The organism is Pseudomonas sp. 09C 129 (genome assembly GCF_002843625.1).
GTDB classification, from domain to species: Bacteria; Pseudomonadota; Gammaproteobacteria; order Pseudomonadales; family Pseudomonadaceae; genus Aquipseudomonas; species Aquipseudomonas chlororaphis.
The window spans coordinates 2263970-2284914 of the sequence record NZ_CP025261.1 but is presented as its reverse complement, the minus strand read 5'-3'; the positions used below and the strand labels follow the sequence as shown (position 1 = coordinate 2284914).

The following is a 20945-nucleotide window of genomic DNA, read 5'->3' as shown; positions in this document are numbered from 1 at the left end:
GTGGCCGGTGCATCACCGACGCGGCGCAATGGGTTGCCGGTCATCTCGAACAGGGCTGTCGCCACCCGCGATGCACCCTGCCCGTCCACCAGTTGCCGGGAGCGCTGCGCCAGGCTCTGGCGCAACGGGTAATCGCCAACGAGCGCCGCGACCGCCTGGCGGATCAGCTCGACACTCACCTGCTCGCTGGGCCCCAGGTAGACATGCGCGCCCGCCTCGGCCAGCAGCCGGGCATTGGCCTCTTGATTGCCGGCCACGCTGATGCACAGGGTCGGCAGGCCCAGGGCGGCGCGCTCCCAACTGGTGCCGCCACCGGCGCCGATAAACAGGTCCGCTTCGGCCATCAAGCGGGAAAAATCGCTGACATAGGCGTGCAAACGCCAATGCCCGCGACCGGCCGCCAGTTCCTGCATCTGCGCCCAGGCCGGGTTGCCGGCCCCGGCGACAAAGTCCACCTGCAGGTCGTCGAACGCACTCAAGGCCAGCATCGTCTTGTGGGTCTGGCTGGCCGCATCGAAGCCGCCGAAATTCACCAGCACCCGACTCGCTCGCTCGCGAATGGCAATCGGCGGACAACGGAACTCCTCGCGCAGCAAGGCGAAGTGCGGCCCCAGCAACGCCCGGCACTCGGCGTCGATCAGGCCGGCATAGGCCTGGGGCGTGCCGCTGAAGTTCTGGTCGAGCAACAGATCGACCCCGTGCCGCCGGTTGGCCAGGTCATCGATGGCGGCAATCCGTGGTGCCCATTGCCGCGCCGCCTGCTGCCACTGCCGGTCGAGGCCGTAGTGATCGACCAGCACCCAATCGAATCGCGGCTGATCCTGCAACGCTGCCCGCAAGGCGGCGATATCCGACTGCCAGAGCAGCGGCGCCTCGATGTCTTGCGCGCATTCCCCCGGATAGCTCGCCGGCAGGGCGAACGTCTGGAAACCCAGTCCGGCCAGGTGATCCAATTGCTGCCCGGGCAAGCTTCGGCAAGCGAAAGCCACTGTGGCGCCCAGCTCGCGCAAAGCCCTGGCCAGGGTCAGGCAGCGGGCGATATGGCCGCTGCCAATGGTCGGCGAGGCGTCGGCCCGGATCAGCACTCTCACTCCAGCTCTCCACCGGCTTTCAGCGCCGCGTACAGATACTCCGCGCGCAGCCAGTCTTCCTCGGTGTCGATGTCCTGCACCAGATGGCGCGGCAGGATCACCGGCAGGCTGAGCGGGGAAAACACCAGGTCGCCGCGCAACCAGGCCTCGCTGCGCCCCCAATAGAACTGCCCGGCGTCCTGATAGGCCGGCGGCAGGTCCTGGGAGCGTGTGTTGCGAAACTCCGGATAAAGCGCAGTCAACGCGCCCTGCTCGTCCAGGGTCAGGGCGCGCTGCACCGGAAACGCAAAGCTGCACACGGAAAAGGCGAAGGACTTTTCAGGCTGAGCCTCCAGCGCCGCCAAGCCCTGGCGCAGGTAGCGCAGTTGCAACAAGGGCGCGGTGGCGTAAATGCAGCAGGCGTAATCGAAGGTCTCGCCACGCTCGCGCAACGCATTCAAGGCATGCACGATCACCGGCCCGGTGCCGGTGAAATCGTCCGCCAGCTCGGCCGGACGCATGAATGGCACCGTGGCGCCGCTGGCCCTGGCCAGCTCGGCGATCTCCGGGTCATCGGTACTGACCAGCACCTGATCGAACAACCCGCAGCGCAGCGCCGTGGCAATCGAGCGGGCAATCATCGGCACGCCGTCGAACGGCTTGAGGTTCTTGCGCGCTATGCGTTTGCTGCCGCCACGGGCGGGAATGATGGCGATGGCACTCAAGGCTGGGCGGGCTCCTGGATAAGCTGGCGCAATTGCTCGACCACATACGTCTGCTGCTCATCGTCCAGCGCCGGAAACAGCGGCAGGCTGATGGCTTCGCCGTAGTAGCGCTCGGCCTCGGGGAAATCCCCCGCGGCAAATCCCAGGTCGCGGTAATACGGCTGCAGATGCACCGGGATGTAATGCAGATTGACCCCGACCCCGGCCTCGCGCAATGCCTCGAACACCTCGCGATGGGTGCGGCGGATGCGCTCGGGCTGCAAGCGCACCACGTACAGATGCCAGGCCGACTGCGCCTGCTCCTGAGCCTGTGGCAGGGTCAGCGGCAGATCGGCCAGCAGGCGGTCATAACGGGCCGCCAGCTGCCGGCGCCGGGCAATGAAAGCGTCGAGCTTGTCCAGTTGGGACAAGCCCAGGGCTGCCTGCAGATCGGTGATGCGGTAATTGAAACCCAGCTCGGTCTGCTGGTAGTACCAGGGGCCGTGGCTGGGCTCGGTCATCTGCGCCGGGTCGCGGGTCATGCCGTGGCTGCGCAAGCGGCGCAAGCGGTCCGCCAACTGCGGGCTGTTGGTCAGGACCATGCCGCCCTCGGCGCTGGTGATGATTTTCACCGGATGAAAGCTGAACACCGTCATCGCCGCGAATTCGCCACAGCCCACCGGCCGCCCGGCATAGGACGCGCCCACCGCGTGGGAGGCATCCTCGATCAGCACGAAGCCATAACGCTGCGCCAGCTGCGCCATGGCACGCATGTCGCAGCTTTGCCCGGAAAACGCCACCGCCACCACCACCTTGGGCAGTCTGCCCGTGCGCTCGGCGGCCTCAAGCTTATGCGCCAACGCCCGGGCATCCATGTTCCAGGTGTGCGGGTCGATATCGACGAAGTCCACCTCGGCGCCGCAATAACGTCCGCAGTTGGCCGAGGCCAGGAAAGTATTGGGCGTGGTCCACAGCCGGTCTCCCGGCCCCAGACCGGCGGCCAGGCAGGCGATGTGCAAGGCCGCCGTGGCATTGCACACCGCCACGCCATGGCCGGCCTCGCAGCGAGCGGCCATGGCCTGCTCGAAGCGTTCGATGGTCGGCCCCTGGGTCAGCCAGTCGGACCGCAGCACCGCGACCACCGCATCGATGTCCGCCTGGTCGAGACTCTGGCGCCCGTAGGGAATCATGCCGGCAACCTGGCATGCAGCTCGGCGATCTGGCCCACCGAGAGGAAATGCGGATTGGTGTCGGAGCGGTATTCGAACGCCTCGCCCACCGGCCGCCCCTGTTCGCCCAGGCCGTCCACGGCAAAGTCGACGTTGACGTTGGTAAAGCGGATCGACGGCTGGATGGTGTAGTGATCGGTGAACTCCAGGGTCATGCGCGCGTCATCCAGCGGCACCATCAGCTCGTGGAGTTTTTCCCCCGGACGAATGCCCACCTGCTTGTGCGGCAGGTTTTGCGCCATGCCACGCGCCAGGTCGACGATCCGGATCGACGGGATCTTCGGCACGAAGACTTCACCGCCATGCATGCGCGAGAAGCTGTCGAGCACGAACTGCACCCCGTGATCCAGGGTGATCCAGAAACGGGTCATGCGCGCGTCGGTGATCGGCAACTCGCGGGCGCCTTCGGCGATCAGCTGGCTGAAAAACGGCACCACCGAGCCCCGGGAGCCAGCTACGTTGCCGTAGCGCACCACGGCAAAACGGGTCGGCTGGTCGCCGGCGATATTGTTCGCCGCGACGAACAACTTGTCCGACAGCAGCTTGGTCGCGCCGTACAGGTTGACCGGGCTCGCCGCTTTGTCGGTGGACAGGGCGATGACTTTCTTCACGCCGTTGTCGATGGCCGCGGCAATGATGTTTTCCGCGCCGTTGACGTTGGTGCGGATGCACTCGGTGGGGTTGTATTCCGCCGCCGGCACCTGCTTCAGGGCCGCAGCGTGCACCACATAGTCGATCCCGCGCATGGCCTGGCGCAGACGCTCGGCGTCACGCACGTCGCCGAGGAAATAACGCATGCAGGGCGCATTGAAGGTCTGCTGCATTTCGTACTGTTTCAGTTCATCGCGGGAGAACACCACCACCCGCTTGGGCTGGTATTGCTCCAGCAGGCGCCGGATGAAATTGCGCCCGAACGAGCCGGTGCCGCCAGAGATGAAAATCGATTTGCCGTTGAACATGTCTTGAGTCCTTTTTCCTGTCAGCCAGGCTTATGCGAGCAGCTGCGCCCAGTCGACACTGGCAGGAGCGCCAGGAGTGAAGCCCTTGCCGGTCCGGCTCAGGTTCTGGTTGCAGGCCACATCGTGTTCGAAGCGCGCCTGCCATTTGTCACGCAGCGCCGCCGCGACCTGGGTATCGTCCGCCAGGATGCCCGGATGGAGGATCTGCACCTGCGGGGTCCAGACCGTCAACAGGCCGGCATCGGCCACTTTCAGGCACAGGTCGACATCAGCGAATGCCTCGGCGAAGTGTTCTTCGTCCAGGCCACCGACAGCGTTGTAGGCCTCCTTGCGAATCATCAGGCAGGCGCCGGAGACCGCCGAATAGTTCTGCTCGGCGAGCAAACCATTCAGGTAGCCGCTGGCGCCTTTCGGCTCACCGGCGAACGCCGCCCCCAGATGCCCGTTCAACCCGAGAACCAGGCCAGCCGAGGTGGTCGCGCCCTTGGCGTCGACCAAGCGCGCACCGACAATCCCCACTTCCGGCCGCTGCGCCTGATTGAGCAGGCTCTCCATCCAGTCGGCATTGACCACTTCGCCGTTGGCCGCCAGCAGCACCAGGTACTCGCCCCGGGCCTCCTGGCTCGCCGCGTTGTACAGCGCCGAGGCGTTCAGGCGCCGCGGGCTGCGCAGCACGCGGATACGATCACCCTTCTGCTCCAGGCTGGCGAGCCAGTTGGCCAGCTCTTCGGACTGGCTATGGTTGTCGGCGATGACCACTTCGTAGCGTTGGTAGCGCGTGCGTTGCAGCACGCTGACCAGGCAACGCTGCAGCTGCTCCAGATTGTCCTCGCTGCGCAGGATGATCGAGGCCAGCGGACGCTCGGCATGGCCGTAGTTGATCTGGTAGACCCCAGGCTGCGCCGCGCTGACCTGGGCCCGGTAGCCACGGTTGCCCAGATGGCGGGTCAACGCCTGGCTTTGTTGGGTGTTCTCCTCCACCGTCGCGGCCTGGCCGAGCAACAGCGGCTCGGCCAAATGGGCCAGGCCGGCCAGCCCGCCGTCTTCGATCAGGCGCAGCAGCAGGTCGTATTCCATGGCCTGTGGAAAGGCCGTCGAATAACCACCGGCGGCCACCAGTACATCACGGCGAATCAGCCAGTGGCCGGCCATCAGGTCCGGCACGCTTTGCAGCAGGTCGAGGTTGACGCCCGGGCGGAACACATCCTTCAGCGCGCCATCGGCACCGTAGTGGATTTCGTCCATGGCCACCGCGCGGCAACCTTGCGCGCCGAGCAGTTCCAGGCTGGCGCGCAGCAGGCCGCTGGCGGTGAAACGCTCGCCGGCACGGGCCAGGAGCAACCAGTCGCGGGAGGATTGCGTCACGATCTGGTTGATGCGCTCCACATAGTTGCTGGTGCTGACCTTGACGAAATGCACGGTGTCCTGGGCGGTGGTGGTCGCCGGCAGGTCGCCCGTGGTGAAGACCACCACCTGGAAGGACCGGCAATGGCCGTTGACCAGGCTGTCGAAGGTCGCCTGCAGCTTGACCATGTCCGCGTCGAGGTCGAGCAGCAGGATGCCGAAGCTCGGGCCACCGTTGTGCCGGGCCAGGTGCTCGTTGATCGCCTTGAGCTGCTGCGCCTCGGGGTTGCGCGCCTCCAGCCATTTCAGCAGGCGCCCCGAAGGCATGTTTTCCAACAGCGCCGGGCTGTCCTGGAAAGGCAGCGACGCCAGGCGATCGGCCCAGGCCTGCAATTTGCGGGCATCGTTCTGCTCCTGAAGGTCCTGCCCCTCGCAAGCCAGCAGCGAGGCCGCCAGACGCTGGACCACCTCAAGGTTGAACAGGTTGCACGACAGCGCCTCCCACAGGCGGCTGCGCAAGGTGCGGTCGGTGTCGTTGGGTTGTACCTGCATCAGTTCCTGCTGCTTGAGCAGTACGCCTTCGAGCTCCTGCAGTTGCAGGCGGCCGGCCGGCATCCCATGCATGAGAAATTCGAACTCGGTCAACAAGTCGAACATCGGCTTGTTGTAGAACGGCATCTCGACGAACTGCTCCGGGCCGAACGAACGCACCGGCTCGGCCCCCGGCTCGACCCAGGCCGAACGGAAAATCATCTTGCCGTTGAGCGAGCGCCCGGTGAGCAGGCACTCGGCCATGGCCGTGAAGCTGTCCAGGGCAATCTGTTTGGCCCGCTGTGGGTCCAGGCCGCTCAAGCCGGTAGGCAACGACGCCAGGAACCCGGCGAACGCCTCGCGCTGGGCCACCGACTTGGCGTCGCCGTAGGTCAGCACCGTCAACACATCGGTGTTGTGCTCCGAGGCGTTGTAGTTGACTTCCCGCACGGCGAACGGGATCGGCAGGATCCGCGCCTTGGCCGAGGCCAGCAGGAAGAAGGTATGGCCGATCTCCTGCCATTCGAAACTGGTCCCCGGCGGCAGCAGGCTGTACCACTGTTGCAGCAGGTCGGTGCGGGTCACCGCGTAGAACGGCGGCAGGAAATGGCTCATGAACGCCATGACCCGCTCGCCGGCATCTGCCGAGGCGTAGTCCTCGATCACCCGGCAATCGCGGCGGTAGTAGTTCACCTCGGCGGCGCGGGCCAGGTACATCATCCCGTAGCCATGGCACAGGCCGTAGTCGGGGTTGGCTTCGAGAAACTCCACCGATTCGGTCAACGCGCCATGGAGCAGGAAGTCGTCGTCGGCGGCAAATACCATGTACGGCGTGGTCACCTGCCCGACACCGTAGGTGAGCTTGTCCTGCAGGCCCTTGTAGGTGTACTGCGGCAGATGCCGGTAGTCGACCTGGGGGAACTGCCCGGCCAGGCTTTCGTCGGCGTGCAGCGAAGAGTCCAGCACCAGGATCTTGCAGGGGTAGGTGCTGTAGTACTGCAAGGTGCGGCGCAAGAACGCCTTGCGATTGTGGGACATCACCACCAGCGTGAAACGCTCGCTCAACGGTGCGCTAGTGTTTTGAGCCTTGTCTTGAACCTGCATCAGTGTTTCCCCACAACCGGCAAAGTGCTGTTACCTGCAAACCATTGAATTCAACGAACGCGACGCAGATAGCCATCCGGCGCCACGGTGATCAGCAGCTTGTTCTGCATCTGGTAGTCGATCTCGAAGTCGCGGTTCTCTTCCAGGTAGGCCCAGACCGCGGTTTTCGGGTTGTCGCCCGGGCCCCATGGACGGTCCGGGAAGAAGTCCGCCGGCATGTCCTCGACCACGGTGTCCATCACCACGCAGTAGCTGTCCACCGACACCAGCGGCGCATACAAACGCAACTCCTCGAGCACGTGCTCGTGGGTGTGGTTGGAGTCGAGTACCAGAATCACTTTTTTGCCTTCGGCGGCGGCGCGCACCTTGGCGGCAATCGCCGGATCGATGCTCGAGCCTTCGATCATCGAAATGCGCTTGCTCATCGGATGGCTTTCGATGGCTTCGCGGTTATGCGCGCGGATATCCAGGTCGATGCCCAGCACTTCACCGTGGCCCTGCAGTTCGAGCAGCGAGGCGTAGTAGATGATCGAGCCGCCGTGGGCGATGCCGCATTCGATCACCAGGTCCGGCTTGACCCGCCAGATGATCTCCTGCATGGCCATCATGTCCTGGGGCAGCTGGATGATCGGGCGGCCCATCCAGGAGAAGTGATAGCTGTACTTGTGGCCGGCGGACTCGTTGAAGAAGTCGCGCGCCAGGCCCTTGAGTTTCTGGTCTTCGCCCTGGGCGCGGATCTGCTCCTGACACTCGGCTTCGAAGGCTTGGATAATGCTGTTGTCGGTCATGGTCGGGTCTCAATAAACGTCATTTGAACGAAGCGCTGTCGACTGCGTGATAGACATAACGCCCATCGGTCATGCGCTTGATTTCGTCGAGATAGTTGGAATTCATCACAAACAGGTGAGCGCCCTCGGACAAGGTCGCCATGGCCTCTTCGGGGGACGACACGCGAGCGCCGCTCAGGGGCAGATAACGGCCCTGCTTGGCCGGATTGATATCCACCACCTGGTCCACCGAAACGCCCGCGCGCTGCAGGAACAGCGAATAGATCACACCCTTGGAAGACGCGCCCCAGATCGCCGAGCCCGCCTCGGGTTGGGCCTGGATAATCTGCTTGGCCCGCTCGAGGCTGGCAGTGAAATCCAGCGGCATCTTCAGGCGCTCGACCGGCGTCTCGCCGGGCTCGCGCAAGGTGCCGAGGTCGGCCACCACGTACAGGTACTGGCCGCCGAACAGGTGGCCGGCTTCGTGCACTGTGCCGAACATCCGGCGCAGGTCGTCCAGGCGGAAGTAGTTGACGTGCTCGTAGAACACGTCGAACCAGGCGCGATGCTCGACGATCCAGTCGAAGCACGGCACTTCGATGTAGATCTGCCCGCCCTGGTTGGCCTCGGCCATCTGTGCCAGGAACGCCCGCGGGTCGGCAATATGCTCCAGCACATGGCGCAACACCACGGCATCGGCCGACAGGCCCAGGCCAGAGGTAAAGGGCGCCTTGATCACATCGGCGTTATCGCCTTCGTAGGCCGGGTCGATGCCGGTGATGCGATAGCCCCGCTCACGCAGCAGCTCAAGGAAATAGCCCTTGCCGCAACCGACCTCGATCAGCTCGCGACCCTTGAAATGCCGGGCGATGATGCCCTCGACATCCAGCAGGTGACGCTGGAACTGCGCCGAATGGGCCTGCTCGTTCTGGTAGTCGCTGTCGTAGCTCAGCTTGTCGGGGTCGAAGGCCTGGTTGAAGATCAGGCCGCTCTCCTCGTCCTGCACCAGCACCATGTCGGCACAGGCCGACGCCCTGGCGCTCTGCGCGTCGGCGAAGGTGCGATTCTGCAGCACCGGCAGGTCCATGACCCGATACAACTCATGCCCCATGTTCTGCTCCCAATAGTTGTTGCAGGCGCTCGTTCGCCCCCCAGAACGCCATGGGTTCGTGGGCGGGATAGGGGTAATGCCCCAGGTTCAGGCGGATCATCGAGCCGCGCTCGCGCACCCGTCGCTCGACCAGCGCACGAACCGATATCGGCTGGCCGCTGGAACAGTTGACCACCCCGGAAAAATCCCGCCGTTGCAGCAACGCCGCCAGGCTGGCAGCGGCGTCTTCGATGGCCAGGTAATCGCGCAGCTGTTCGCCGGCGGACATGTCGAACACCGCATCGCCGGCGTCGATCGCCCGGTCCAGGGCGGCCAGCAGGCTGTTGGGGTTCTGCCCGGCGCCATGCAGGTAGAACAGCCGCGCCCATTGCAGGGTGAAAGGCAGTTGCTGCTGCAGGTTTTCCAGGAACAGCCGCAGGCTGTGCTTGGCCAACCCATAGGGATTGCTCGGCTGCGCCGGCGTCTGCTCGTCGAGCGGACCGCTCTGCATACCGTATTCGAAACAGGTGCCGGTGATCATGACCTGGGGCACGCCCGCCTCGACCGCGGCCTTGATAAACCGGTAGTCGGCCATCAGGTTGTGCTCGAAGTGGAACAGCGCCTTGTAATTCGGCAGCCCCGGCCAGGCCAGGTGCGCCAGGGCATCGACGCCCTCGACCAGGGCGGCGATATCGGTGTCGGCGGCATGCACGTCCGCGGCCACCCGCTCCACCGCTCCAACCCAGGGCATGGCGGCCAGCTTTTGTGGGTCACGGGCCAGCGCCCGCACCTGGCAGCCGCGGGCCAGCAAGGCGGCGACCAGATGCCGGCCGACAAACCCGCTGGCCCCGGTGACCAGTACCTTCAGGCCACTCACAGCAGCTTCAACTCGGGCACGGCGATCACAAAACGCCCGCCCCACTGGCGAACGTGGGCCAGTTGCTCGCTGACTTCCGACAGCAGGTTCCACGGCAACACCAGCACATAATCCGGGCGCTCGCTATCGATACGCTCGGGCGCGACCACCGCAATCCTGCTGCCGGGCAGGAACTTGCCCTGCTTGTGCGGGCTGGCGTCGGCGACCCAGGCCAGCAAGTCCGGCTTGACCCCGGCGTAATTGAGCAAGGTGTTGCCCTTGGCCGCGGCGCCATAACCCACCACGCGCTTGCCTTCGGCCTTGGCCTGGAGCAGGAAGCGCAACAGGTCATGCTTGATGCGTTCCGCAGCGGGTGCCAGCGTGGCGTAGAACTCGGGGGTCTTCACGCCCGCGTCGAACTCGGTTTGCAACTGCTGCTGCACCGCCGGTTGCACGGCGCGGCGTTCGCCGTCCTTGCGCTGGACGAAAACCCGTAGCGAACCACCATGGGTGGTCAGTTGGCTGACGTCGAAGACTTCCAGTCCGTTACGCTCGCACAGTGCCTGCACGGCGGTCAGCGACAGATAGGAATAGTGTTCGTGATAGAGCGTGTCGAACTGCGCGCCGGCCATCAGCGTCAGCAGTTGCGGGAATTCGAAGGTGGCCACGCCGGTCGGCTTGAGCAGCGTCGCGAAACCGCCGAGGAAATCGTTGATGTCCGGTACATGGGCCAGCACATTGTTGGCCGCCATCAGGTCGGCGGCCCAGCCTTGGTTTTTCAGCTGCGCGGCAGTGTCGCGACCGAAGAACAGCTCACGAATCTCCAGGCCTTTTTCCCGCGCGGCTTGCGCGGTGCTGCGGGTCGGCTCGACGCCCAGGCACTTGATCCCGCGAGCGGCCACGTACTGCAACAGGTAACCGTCGTTGGCGGCGACTTCCACCACACGGCTGTCAGCCATCAAGCCAAAGCGCTCGACCATCTCGGCCACATAGCGCTCGGCGTGGGCCAGCCAAGTGCTGGAGAAAGAACTGAAATAGGCGTACTCGGCATCGAACAGGCTTTCGGCGCTGGTGTAATCCTCGGTCTGTACCAGCCAGCATTGCTGGCACACGGCGACCTTCAGCGGCACCCATTGCTCGGCCTGTTCAAGACGATCGGCATGCACATAGGCGTTGGACGGTGGCGAGGTGCCGAGGTCGATCAGCGGCAGGCTCAGCGGTGCGGCGCACCCACGGCAGTTCATAGACGCACTCCAGCAAAGTGTTGATCGAGCGCGGGATGGCTGGAATCCCGGGCCGACAGATTATTGACAGGCAACGGCCAGGCAATCGCCAGCCGTGGATCGTTCACCGACAGACCGCCCTCGTGCTCCGGCGTGTAATCGGCGCTGTGCAGGTAGAGCAGCTCGGCGTCGTCGGTGAGGGTCTGAAAACCGTGGGCGAATCCGGCCGGGATCAGCAGGCTACGGCCATCGCCGGCCTTCAGGTGCTCGGCGTGCCAGTGCAGAAAGGTCTCGGAGTCCGGACGCAGATCCACCGCCACATCCCACACCTCGCCGCGCAGGCAGGTGATCAGCTTGGCTTCCGGCGCATTGGCGTTCTGGTAATGCAGGCCGCGCGCACTGCCCTTCTCGCGGGTACAGGAATGGTTGATCTGACGGATATGAAACTCGCTGCCGAATGCACTCAGACTGCCTTCGCAGAACAGCCGGGCGAAATGTCCGCGCTGATCTTCGAAGCGCTTGTGCTGGACGCTGAACAGCCCGGCCAGCGGCAGCTGTTTCAAGGAAAACTCGCTCACAGCGCGCCCCGGTACAGGTTCAGTTGAGCGAGGGTCACAGCGCGCATGTCGTCGCCACGCTGCCAGGCCAGGTGCCAGTCCAGGGTCTGCGCCAGGCATTGCTGCAGCGACCAGCGCGGTTGCCAGGCCAGCAGCTGGCGTGCGCGGCTGCTGTCCAGGCGCAACAGGCCGGCTTCGTGCAGCTCGCTCGGCTCGATCCGCAGCCCGGGGGCGGCCGGCCAGCGCGCGGCCAGCAACTCGACCACTTCACCGACGCTGCACATGTCCGCTTCGCTTGGCCCGAAGTTCCAGGCCCCGGCGAACCGCGGCCCTTGTTCGTAGAGGCCGGCGGCCAGTTGCAGGTAGCCGGCCAGTGGCTCCAGGGCGTGCTGCCATGGGCGCACCGCCTGCGGGTAGCGCAGGGTCACCGGCTCGTCGGCCGACCAGGCCTTGAGCACATCGGGGATCAGCCGTTCCGGGGCAAAGTCGCCGCCGCCCAGTACGTTGCCGGCACGCGCCGTGGCCAGGGCCAGGCCGTGTTCGGCGTACTTGTCGGCCGGGAAGAACGACGCGGCATAGGACTGCGCCAGCAACTCGCAGCACGCCTTGCTGCTGCTGTAGGGATCATGCCCGCCCAGGGCTTCGTTTTCACGGTAGGGCCACAGCCATTCCTGGTTGGCGTAGACCTTGTCGGTGGTCACCAGCACACAGGCACGCACGCCGCCGACCTGACGGATCGCTTCCAGCAGGTTCAGGGTGCCCATCACGTTGCTGGAGTAAGTACCCAGCGGGTCGCGATAGCCCTCGCGTACCAACGGTTGCGCCGCCAGGTGCAGGACGATTTCCGGCTGCGTCTCGGCGATCAGCTCCAGCAAGGCGCCAAGGTCGCGCAGGTCGCCACGCTGGTCGTTGATACCCTCGGCAACCCGCGCCAGCTCGAACAGGCTCGGCTCGGTCGCAGGGTCCAGGGAGAAGCCACTGACTTCGGCCCCCAGGCTGTGCAGCCACAGGGTCAGCCAGCTGCCCTTGAAACCGGTGTGGCCGGTCAGCAGGACCCGCTTGCCGCGCCAGAATTGCGCGCTCAGTCCCACTGCTTCCATGGGGCCTCCCCGCTCTGCCAGAGTTGCTCCAGGTGGTTCTTGTCACGCAGGGTGTCCATCGGATGCCAGAAGCCGTCGTGCTGGAAGGCATGCAATTGGCCTTGCCCGGCCAGCGTGGTCAGCGGCTCGGCTTCCCACACCGTGTCGTCGGCCGTTAGCAGCGGCAACACCTTGGGCGACAGCACGAAGAACCCGCCATTGATCCAGCCACCGTCACCTCGGGGCTTTTCGGTAAAGCCCAGGACGCTGTCGCCATCGCGTTCCAGGGCGCCGTAACGGCCAGGCGGCTGCACCGCGGTGACGGTCGCGTGCTTGCCATGGGCCAGGTGGAAGTCCACCAGGGCGCCGATATTCAGGTCGGAAACGCCGTCGCCGTAGGTAAAGCAGAAGGCTTCTTCGTTCTCCAGGTAGCGCCCGGCCCGACGCAGACGGCCACCGGTCATGGTTTCCTCACCGGTGTCGATCAGGGTCACGCGCCAGGGCTCGCTGTAGTTCTGATGAACGTCCATACGGTTTTCCCGCATGTCGAAGGTGACGTCGGAGGTGTGCAGAAAGTAGTTGGCGAAGAAATCCTTGATCGCGTACCCCTTGTAGCCCAGGCAGATCACGAAGTCGTGAATACCGTGGGCCGAGTACTGCTTCATGATGTGCCAGAGAATTGGCTTGCCGCCAATCTCGATCATCGGCTTGGGCTTGAGATGGGACTCCTCGCTGATGCGCGTGCCCAGGCCACCCGCCAAAATAACTGCCTTCATCGTCTCCCCTCTTGTTCGTCACAGGGCTCTGCCAAGCTGTACCGAGCTTTTTGCGGGCCTTCTGGATAAAACCTTGTGCCGTTGGCGGCGCTTCGCTGTTTGACGCAAGCGCTCGTTTTATGGCGATTTCGAGGGGGCTTGCAGGAAACGCGCCAGCTCCTGGGTCCCGGCCCATGGCCCTGACACCGTGGAGAACCCGGAAGGCGACGCCACAAGGATCGCCTTCAGCAGCGAGAAAACCGGCGCACCCTCCCCCTCGATCGCCGCCATAAAAAAGCCAGGCATCGAAAGCCTGGCTTGTTTAGTTACCGCCCCGGATCAATCCGGCAACCACCCCTGCATCCACAGATTCAGGTTGTTGCCCCGCAGCATGTAGTCACGCAAGACTTCTTCGCGCAGCGCATCGCCCATGCGATAGCTGGCTTCGGGGTCGGCCAGGTGCATGCGGATCGCGCCGATCCATTCCTGGGTGCTGTTGCTTACGACCTTGGTACACGGCAGGTAGCCGCGATAGGCCTCGGTGTCGGTGCAGATCACCGGGTAACCGCAGGCGCCGTATTCCAGGAGCCGCAGGTTGCTCTTGCAGTCGTTGAAGATGTGGAACTCCAGCGGCGCCAGGGCCAGGTCGAGATTGAGGCTGGCCAGTTTGAACGGATAGGCCTGCAGGCCTATCACCGGGTGGAACTCATGCACGTAGGGCCGCAACTCATCCGGGCACATGCCGAAGAACACCCACTCGACTTCATTGGCCAGCTCGCGCACTGTCTCGGCGATGATTTCCAGGTCGCCCGTATGGCTGGTGCCGCCGCCCCAGCCCACCCGCGGCTTGCGGGAGGTTCCGCGGCGGCTGGTGAGGGTAGCCCAGGGGTCGGCCGGCAACATGTTCGGCACCACACGGATATCGCTGTGCATGCTCGACAAGACATCGGCCAGCGGCTGGGTAGTCACCACCACGCGGTCACACAGGGCTATGCCCTGGCGCAGCATCTCTTCGGTATTCAGCGGCTGGTTGCGCGCATGGGTGTTTTTCTTCGGCGCGCTGACCACATAGTCGTCGAGTTCAAAGACCCGCAGCGCACTGGAATACTTCTTCATGCGCAGGATGTCGCTCACCGCACCGTCGCTGTAGCGGCATTGCAGGATGATCGAGTCCGGGGCGATACGCTCGATTTCCACGGTCGAGGGCGATTCATAGGCCACCCGGCCGATCAGCCTGCCCGTCGCCTCCAGTTCGGCCAGCGGCGCCGTGACCCGATAGTGGCCCACCGCCGAACTGTTGACCGGCAAACCCAGTACCAGCGGCACAGCGCGGCTACAGAACGGATTCCAGTTATTGCGCAGGCCAGCCTCCAGACTGAAACTGGAGTAGCCCAGGCTCAACGCCGGGTTGTACGCCGGGTCGCGGGCGATTTTCGGCATCCAGCGACGATAGAATGTATCGTGCTCGCGCTCCTGCAAGGCCAATTGCCCGGGCTCTTGCGATACCTCGCGGGCGGCGGTCAGCAGCACGCTGGCATACGGCGTCCAGACCACCAGATAGCCGTTGTCATTGATCCGCAGGCACAGGTCGACATCACCCAGCCCGGAAACGTAATGGACCTCGTCGAGCCCACCGACGCTGTCGAACACTTCCTTGCGCACCATCAGGCAATCGCCGCTGACCGCACTCCAGCTCTGCGGCACCTGCAGACGCTGCATGTAACCGCGGGCGCTGGCGGCTTCGCCATAAAACGGCGAGCTTGCCGCCCCGGCCAGGCCAAGAATCAACCCGGCATGCATGATCGAACCGTCCAGGCCGAGCATCCGCGCACCGACCACACCGACCTCCGGACGCTGGGCATGATTGAGCAATTCGTCCAGCCAGTCGCCAGCGCCAATCAGGCTGTTCGCGCTGAGCAGCAACAGGTATTCGCCACGAGCCTGTTGCGCCGCGTAATTGCCAGTCGCCGCCGCACCGCCAGCACCGGCAAAACGCAGCACCCGCAGCATGTCCGCGCCCAGTTGCGCCATGGCCTGCAACCAGTCCGCCATGGCCGGGTCGCGGCTGCCACTGTCGACGATCAGGATCTCGTAATGGCTGTAGGCGGTCTTCTCGATCAGGCTCTCGGTGCAACGCTGCAGCGCTGCCAGCGAATCCCCGGCCTGGATGATGATCGAGACCAGCGGCCGCCGCGAGTGCAGATAGTCGATGTGGTTGATCAGTGGCAGCTCGTCGTGGCTGATCCGGTGCTCCACGCCGATGCGTTCCAGATGCGCACCGACCAGCCCGGCATTGCCCTCGATCACCTCGGGCAACGACAACCAGTCGGCATAGTTGAACAGCGATTCGAGCTGGATTTCGGCGATGTGCTCGATGGTTTGCGGCCCGGCTTCCTCTACCAGACGCCACAGCAGATCGTGGGGCGCCAGCTCGCCGAAATGCGCCTGGAACCCGCCCAGGGCCATGAAGCGCTGGCGCTCGAAGGCCAGAGCCCGCCCGACATAGGGATAGCCGCGCATCAGATCCAGGTTGAAGTCGGGCTTGAATACCGGGTCGCTGGATTCGCCGTCGACCAGCGCGCCTTCGTCGCTGTAGATGCACAGGGCGCCCGGGATCCCGGCGATGCGCTCGGCGAGGATCAGCAGCGCCGATTCCTTCAGGGTGTCGCCGGCGCGCAGCAGGTAAAACCAGTGGCAGCCTTCCAGTTGCGGCACCAGCGCATTGAGCTGCTGTGGCCACTGCGTTTCCAGCGGCAGTTGCAGCACGCGTTCGTGCTCCGCGCACTCGGCATCGGACAGGACCAGGATCGCCTGCGGCGCGTACAACTGCTGCGCCAGGCTCTGCAAGGTCGACTCCAGGGCCACGCCATCGGCAGCCACGTCGATCACAATGGGCACGATCTGCGGTCGCACCGGCCAGCTGCCGATTCGCTGCGGCAGATTGCGCTTCTCGGTCTCGGAGAAAGAGCGGATCGCCAGCCACTCCTGGTAGAACTCGGCATAACTTTCGCTCTCGCCGCCGACCCGACCACTGACCACGGTGTTGCGGTTGCCGAGCACCCGGGTCACGCAGAGTTCGTCCCACCGCCAGGATGGCTCGGACATTTTTGCCAGGTCGACAGAACGCACCCAGCCCGAGGCCGGGGCCGACTCGCCGCTGCGCGCGGCGAGCATCTGCGCCAGCCAGTCCCATTCAAGCTTCTCCGCCCGCTGCATTTCCGGCTGCTTGCTCAAGCGTTCCGGATACAGGCGCTCAGTGCTCAGCACGGTGTTGAGTAGCGCCAGGTTGCCACGCCGCATCAGGCACACGAACAGCGCCAGATCCAGCAGCGCGACAAACCCCGCGCCCTCTTGCGTCAAGGCCGGCAGCAACTCGAGCACATCGGCGCGGCGCATCAGGGTCGAACTGAAATTGCCGAGGAAGTTGCGCGGCGTGCTCTCGAGGATCGCCAGCATGTCGTCGCCCTTGAGCATGGCGTCATTCGGCGACAACCGGGCGTTCTCGACCCGCGGCGGCAGAATGAAGTTGCCGGCGTCGCTCATCATGCGCAAGCCGCAGACCAGATTGATCTCGGGATGATCGACCAGCACCTGGGCCTGCATGGCAATGCTCGGGGCGAACAGGCGGTCGTCATCGCAGAGAATCTTGATCAGCTCGCCCTGCGCCTCTTCGACGCAGCGCAGCAGGTTCTTCTGCATGCCCAGGCGCCGTGGGTTGCGCAGATAACGCACCGGATGGGGCGGCTCGGAGATGGCGTCCACCGCCTGACGGATCTCATCACCGGCCGAGTCGTCGCAGATGACGATTTCGACCCGCTCCCAGGTCTGGGCCAGCGCACTCTCGAACGCCTGGCTGAAGAAGCGCGGATTGAAGGCAGGGATGACGATGCTGACTAGCGGGCGTTGATTCACGACGGGAAACTCTCGAGCGGCGGGCCCGGCCTGGTCAGGCGGGCCGCAGAACCGCTTAATGAAGACGGTTGACGGCTCGACGGCGCGGCCGCGCTCACAGGAGCGCGACCGGACTCAGGCTCAGACCTTGTTGAACAGGCCCAGCTGGGCAATCTTGCTGAAGGCCAGTTGCGAGGCTTGCAGCATGGTCTGTTGCAGGGTCAGGCGGGTCATCACCTCGGCCGGGTCGGAATCGCGTATCGCCGACTGGGTCTGGGTGTTGGCCGAGCTCAGGCTCAGGTTGGTTTCGTTCTGAATCTCCAGCGCCGAACCCCGACCACCGATATCACTGACCGCGCTCGCCACCTGGTTGGCGCCGCTGGCCAGATTGGCCATCCCCGCCTGCAACCCCGCGTTGAGTTTCTGGATGGCGATCGGATCACCGTTGGTCGGTGTATCCAGCACCGTACGCAGCTGGCTAATGGTGTCGAGGACGTTCTGGGTCTGGTGGTTGTTGACCGCCACCACATACTGGTCGCCCGCCGCCGGCGTACCGCTGAAGGTGAAGCCCACGCCAGACGCCGTGGCAGTGGAGCCGGCCATGGTGCCGGTGGAAACCGGCTTGCTGTCGGCGGTCAACGGCGACGCGTACAGCTCGTAGTCGGTGGCGCTGGTGAACTTGAGGATCGCACCACCGCTCGGGAAGCTGGCGTTGTAGGCGTTGCTGTTGCTGACGCTGGCACCAGTGACTACCGCGGTCGACGGGTTGCCCGGACTGCGTGAGACGTTGAAGGAATCGGGCTTGGCCGCCAGGGTGAAGCTGTGACCGGCGATCTCCGTGTTCGGGGGGGTAGCATCGCCGGGTTTCAGGTTGATGCTCAAACGCAGATCGACGCCGCGGAAACTGACGGTCTGCGCTTCTGCGCCTTTGCTGGAGCTGAAGGAGCCATTCTGGCTGGCCTCGGATGTCACGTCGTTGCCGGCGCTGTCGGTGATCTTGAACTGAGTACTGCTGAGGAAGCTGATGGTGTACGGCTCGCCGCTGCGGAACTCGCTGTTGTACTTCGGATTCGAAGACACCTGGCCGTTGGACAGCGTCACCCGGCCATCATCCACCGCCGGAGCGGTCATGCTGACCTGGCTGCGGCTGGTGTTGATGGCTTGCTGGAAGGCGGCCCAGCCAGTGGTGTTGGTGGCCATGGACATAGTGTCGCCCACCGGCAGGTTCAGCGTGGTCTGGTCACCGTTGTAACTGTAGGTGCCGTCGGAGTTGCGGGTGAACGGCACGGTGTCGCCCTGGGAGCCGGCAAAAATGTACTTGCCGTTTTCATCCTGGGTATTCATCAGGCTCAACAGCTGCTCTTCGATCTGCGCCAGCTCGGCGGCGTTGGCCTTGCGGTCGGCGTCAGTGTAACCGGCGTTGCCGGCTCCGCTCGCCAGTTCCTGGGCACGCGCCAGAACGCTGGTGATGCTGGTCAGGACCGATTCGGCCTGCCCCAGGGACGCTTTGATCGAGGTGGTGTTGGCCGAATACTGGCTCAGCAGCGAAGCCTGCTGACCCAGTTGCAGCAGGCGCGAGGCGCCTACCGGATCGTCGGCCGCGGTGTTGACGCGAATCAGGCTGCTGGCCTCTTCGCTGCTCTTGACCGCATTGGCGAAGTTCTTCTGGTAGTTGGCAGCCGAGGACTCGTAAAACTGGGCGGTGGAAATACGCATGGACTACGACTCCTTAAAGGCTGTTGATCAGGGTGGCGAAGGTTTCCTGCGCCGCCTTGATGATCTGCGAGGACGCGGTGTAGTACTGCTGGTACTTGACCAGATTGCCGGTCTCTTGATCCAGGTCGACCCCGGACAACGAATCCCGCGCGCCCTTGGCGTTGGCCAGGATCGTCTCGGTGGCCGCGCTGTCGAGCTTGCCCTGGCTGGCCTTGGCACCGACGTTCTCCACCAGCTTGCCGTAGGCATCGACCAGGGTGATGCCCTTGCTGGCCGAACCGGTATCCACCGTCTGCTTGCTCTGCAGGCCCGCCAGGGCGGTGCCGTTGCGGTTGTCGGTGGAACCGGCGCCGTTGAACTTGACGTTCAGCCCTTCGCCTTCCTTCGGCGAACCGGCGACGCTCATTTCCACGGTGAAGGTTTTCTGCACCGGCGGTGTGCCGCCGTCGGTGATCGGGTTGCCGCTGGCATCGACCATCTTGATCTGCAGGTTCAGGGTGTTGTTCTGCCCCGGGACGATCGAACCGGTGCCCATCAACGTGCCCTTGGCATCGTAGTATTTGTAGCCCTGGCTGCCGCCCGCGGGGGCGTCGAAGACCAGCTTGACCGGTACCGAATTCTTGATCGCGGTCTGCATCTCGGTTTTGGCGGCCGAGTTGTAGATGTCCAGCGCCGGCTTGACTGTCGGCAGGCCCGGAATACTCAGCGAACCGGTGGCCCCCGGCAGTACCTCGGCATTCAGCGGCGCGGCGATGGCCAGGCGCTTGGCGTCGGTCAGCTCGGTCTTGATAGTGGTGGCCGCGTTACGGGTCGGGGTGATCTTGAAACTGTCGCCGGCGCTCATCGCCCCGCCGTTGAGGCTCAGGGTGAAACCGTCGATCACCGGTGGCGGCGTGGTGGTGGTGCTGAACGCGCCCAGGCTGGTGCCGTCGGAGCGCTTGACCGTGTAGTCGGTGGCGCTGGTGAAGGTCACCTGGTAGTCGCTGATGGTCAGCTTGCCGGTGTCCTTGATGGTCACGTCGAGGTTGCCCGAGCCTGCGCTGTTGTTGCCGTTGGCAATGCTGCGCTGGCTGATCAGGGCCGCACTGTTGATGTTGTTGAACAGTGCCGCGCCGAACTCGCCGTTCTTGTCGATACCTTGTCCGAGCTGGCTGTTGACCTGGTCGGCGATTACCAGGGCCACGCGCCCCAGTTCGTTCATCGCCGGGTCCAGCACCTCGTTGCGATAGCGCAGCAGGCCGCCGATCTCGCCACCGGTGACCACCGAGGTCACATCGATAGTGCTCGAGCCGCGATTGAGCTGCAGCGAGGAACGGGTCGGGTCGGTCTTGCCGGCGACCACTTCCAGCTTGCTGGTGGTGTTACCCACGACCAGCGGCTGGCCGCTGCCCAGGTACAGGTCGACGCTCGAGCCGCGCTCCGAGACATCCACCTTGACGAACTGCGACAGCTGGCGCAGCGTCTCGTTGCGCTCGTCAAGCAGGTTGTTGGGCATGCCGCCGCCACCGGAGACTTCGGAAATCTTCTGGTTCAGCAGGGCGACAGTGGCCGCCAGCTTGTTGACCTGGTCAGCCATGCTGCTCAGGTTGCCGTTGATGTTGGCGTTCTGCTCGTTCAATTGGCTGGAAACCGAGTTGAAGCGGTTGCTCAGGGCTTGCGCATCGCTGAGCAGCAATTGGCGCGAGGCGTCGTCGGTCGGCTTGGCGTTGACGTTCTGCATCGAGGCAAAGAACTTGGTCAGCGCGCCGGTGATACCGGTGCCGCTGTCCGACAGCAGCTTGTCCACCGGGGTGATCTGCCCCAGGTAGGCGGCGGCATCGCTGTTCAGCGAGGTGGTGGTCTGCAGCTGGGCGTCCAGATAGCTGTTGTACACCCGGCGCACGTCGGCCAGGGTGGTACCGCTGCCGATGAAGACATTGCCGTACTGGTTCGAAGCCTTGCTGCCCTGCACGGTCTGCTGGCGCGAATAACCGGCGGTATCGGCGTGGGCGATGTTGTTACCCGTGGTCATCAACGACATTTGGCTGGCTGACAGCCCCGACATCCCGATATTGAGCAAACTCATGATTC

The 20945-nt window shown here is 64.4% G+C and carries 14 protein-coding genes and 1 pseudogene; all 15 read right to left on the bottom strand.

Going from position 1 to position 20945, the window contains the following annotated elements:
* Positions 1-50: 50 nt before the first annotated feature.
* Positions 51-1091 (bottom strand): annotated as a pseudogene (pseG, locus tag CXQ81_RS10440) (UDP-2,4-diacetamido-2,4,6-trideoxy-beta-L-altropyranose hydrolase); the annotation flags it as partial.
* On the bottom strand, positions 1088-1795 hold the full coding sequence (pseF, locus tag CXQ81_RS10435; protein WP_101337163.1) for a pseudaminic acid cytidylyltransferase: 708 nt from the start codon (positions 1793-1795) through the stop codon (positions 1088-1090). The pseudogene pseG and the gene pseF, both read right to left, overlap by 4 nt.
* A complete protein-coding gene (pseC, locus tag CXQ81_RS10430) occupies positions 1792-2964 on the bottom strand; it encodes a UDP-4-amino-4,6-dideoxy-N-acetyl-beta-L-altrosamine transaminase (protein ID WP_101337162.1) in 1173 nt (390 codons plus the stop codon). The genes pseF and pseC overlap by 4 nt, the downstream gene beginning before the upstream one ends.
* Positions 2961-3962, bottom strand: coding sequence for a UDP-N-acetylglucosamine 4,6-dehydratase (inverting) (pseB, locus tag CXQ81_RS10425; protein ID WP_009042721.1), 1002 nt, complete (start codon positions 3960-3962; stop codon positions 2961-2963). The genes pseC and pseB overlap by 4 nt, the downstream gene beginning before the upstream one ends.
* 30 nt (positions 3963-3992) lie before the next feature.
* Positions 3993-6941, bottom strand: coding sequence for a TIGR00180 family glycosyltransferase (locus CXQ81_RS10420; protein ID WP_101337161.1), 2949 nt, complete (start codon positions 6939-6941; stop codon positions 3993-3995).
* A gap of 50 nt (positions 6942-6991) precedes the next feature.
* On the bottom strand, positions 6992-7729 hold the full coding sequence (locus CXQ81_RS10415) for a cephalosporin hydroxylase family protein (protein WP_101337160.1): 738 nt from the start codon (positions 7727-7729) through the stop codon (positions 6992-6994).
* A 19-nt stretch (positions 7730-7748) separates the two neighbouring features.
* Positions 7749-8819: a class I SAM-dependent methyltransferase gene (locus tag CXQ81_RS10410; protein WP_007922662.1), complete on the bottom strand. Its 1071-nt coding sequence runs from the start codon at positions 8817-8819 to the stop codon at positions 7749-7751.
* The gene (locus tag CXQ81_RS10405; protein WP_178081097.1) at positions 8809-9666 is read right to left on the bottom strand and encodes an NAD(P)-dependent oxidoreductase; all 858 of its coding nucleotides are present in this window, start codon (positions 9664-9666) and stop codon (positions 8809-8811) included. Before CXQ81_RS10405 ends, CXQ81_RS10410 begins: the two co-directional genes overlap by 11 nt.
* A gap of 5 nt (positions 9667-9671) precedes the next feature.
* Positions 9672-10898, bottom strand: coding sequence for a class I SAM-dependent methyltransferase (locus CXQ81_RS10400; RefSeq protein ID WP_101337158.1), 1227 nt, complete (start codon positions 10896-10898; stop codon positions 9672-9674).
* Positions 10895-11455 (bottom strand): dTDP-4-dehydrorhamnose 3,5-epimerase family protein, encoded by a 561-nt coding sequence (locus CXQ81_RS10395; RefSeq protein WP_101337157.1) that lies wholly within the window; start codon positions 11453-11455, stop codon positions 10895-10897. The genes CXQ81_RS10400 and CXQ81_RS10395 overlap by 4 nt, the downstream gene beginning before the upstream one ends.
* The gene (gene rfbG / locus CXQ81_RS10390; RefSeq protein ID WP_101337156.1) at positions 11452-12534 is read right to left on the bottom strand and encodes a CDP-glucose 4,6-dehydratase; all 1083 of its coding nucleotides are present in this window, start codon (positions 12532-12534) and stop codon (positions 11452-11454) included. The genes CXQ81_RS10395 and rfbG overlap by 4 nt, the downstream gene beginning before the upstream one ends.
* On the bottom strand, positions 12516-13289 hold the full coding sequence (gene rfbF / locus CXQ81_RS10385) for a glucose-1-phosphate cytidylyltransferase (protein ID WP_007922676.1): 774 nt from the start codon (positions 13287-13289) through the stop codon (positions 12516-12518). Before rfbF ends, rfbG begins: the two co-directional genes overlap by 19 nt.
* Before the next feature lie 318 nt (positions 13290-13607).
* A complete protein-coding gene (locus CXQ81_RS10380; protein ID WP_101337155.1) occupies positions 13608-17180 on the bottom strand; it encodes a glycosyltransferase in 3573 nt (1190 codons plus the stop codon).
* Positions 17181-17300: 120 nt separating this feature from the next.
* The gene (locus CXQ81_RS10375; protein WP_101337154.1) at positions 17301-18875 is read right to left on the bottom strand and encodes a flagellar hook-associated protein 3; all 1575 of its coding nucleotides are present in this window, start codon (positions 18873-18875) and stop codon (positions 17301-17303) included.
* Positions 18876-18888: 13 nt separating this feature from the next.
* Positions 18889-20940, bottom strand: a complete 2052-nt coding sequence (gene flgK, locus CXQ81_RS10370; RefSeq protein ID WP_101337153.1) for a flagellar hook-associated protein FlgK — start codon at positions 20938-20940, stop codon at positions 18889-18891.
* Positions 20941-20945: the final 5 nt, after the last annotated feature.

Coding starts and splice junctions, on each gene's coding strand:
- rfbG (WP_101337156.1), bottom strand. CDS start 12,534: ATGGAAGCAGTGGGACTGAGCGCGCAATTCTGGCGCGGCAAGCGGGTC.
- rfbF (WP_007922676.1), bottom strand. CDS start 13,289: ATGAAGGCAGTTATTTTGGCGGGTGGCCTGGGCACGCGCATCAGCGAG.
- flgK (WP_101337153.1), bottom strand. CDS start 20,940: ATGAGTTTGCTCAATATCGGGATGTCGGGGCTGTCAGCCAGCCAAATG.
- CXQ81_RS10410 (WP_007922662.1), bottom strand. CDS start 8,819: ATGGGGCATGAGTTGTATCGGGTCATGGACCTGCCGGTGCTGCAGAAT.
- CXQ81_RS10415 (WP_101337160.1), bottom strand. CDS start 7,729: ATGACCGACAACAGCATTATCCAAGCCTTCGAAGCCGAGTGTCAGGAG.
- pseC (WP_101337162.1), bottom strand. CDS start 2,964: ATGATTCCCTACGGGCGCCAGAGTCTCGACCAGGCGGACATCGATGCG.
- CXQ81_RS10375 (WP_101337154.1), bottom strand. CDS start 18,875: ATGCGTATTTCCACCGCCCAGTTTTACGAGTCCTCGGCTGCCAACTAC.
- pseB (WP_009042721.1), bottom strand. CDS start 3,962: ATGTTCAACGGCAAATCGATTTTCATCTCTGGCGGCACCGGCTCGTTC.
- CXQ81_RS10400 (WP_101337158.1), bottom strand. CDS start 10,898: ATGAACTGCCGTGGGTGCGCCGCACCGCTGAGCCTGCCGCTGATCGAC.
- CXQ81_RS10420 (WP_101337161.1), bottom strand. CDS start 6,941: ATGCAGGTTCAAGACAAGGCTCAAAACACTAGCGCACCGTTGAGCGAG.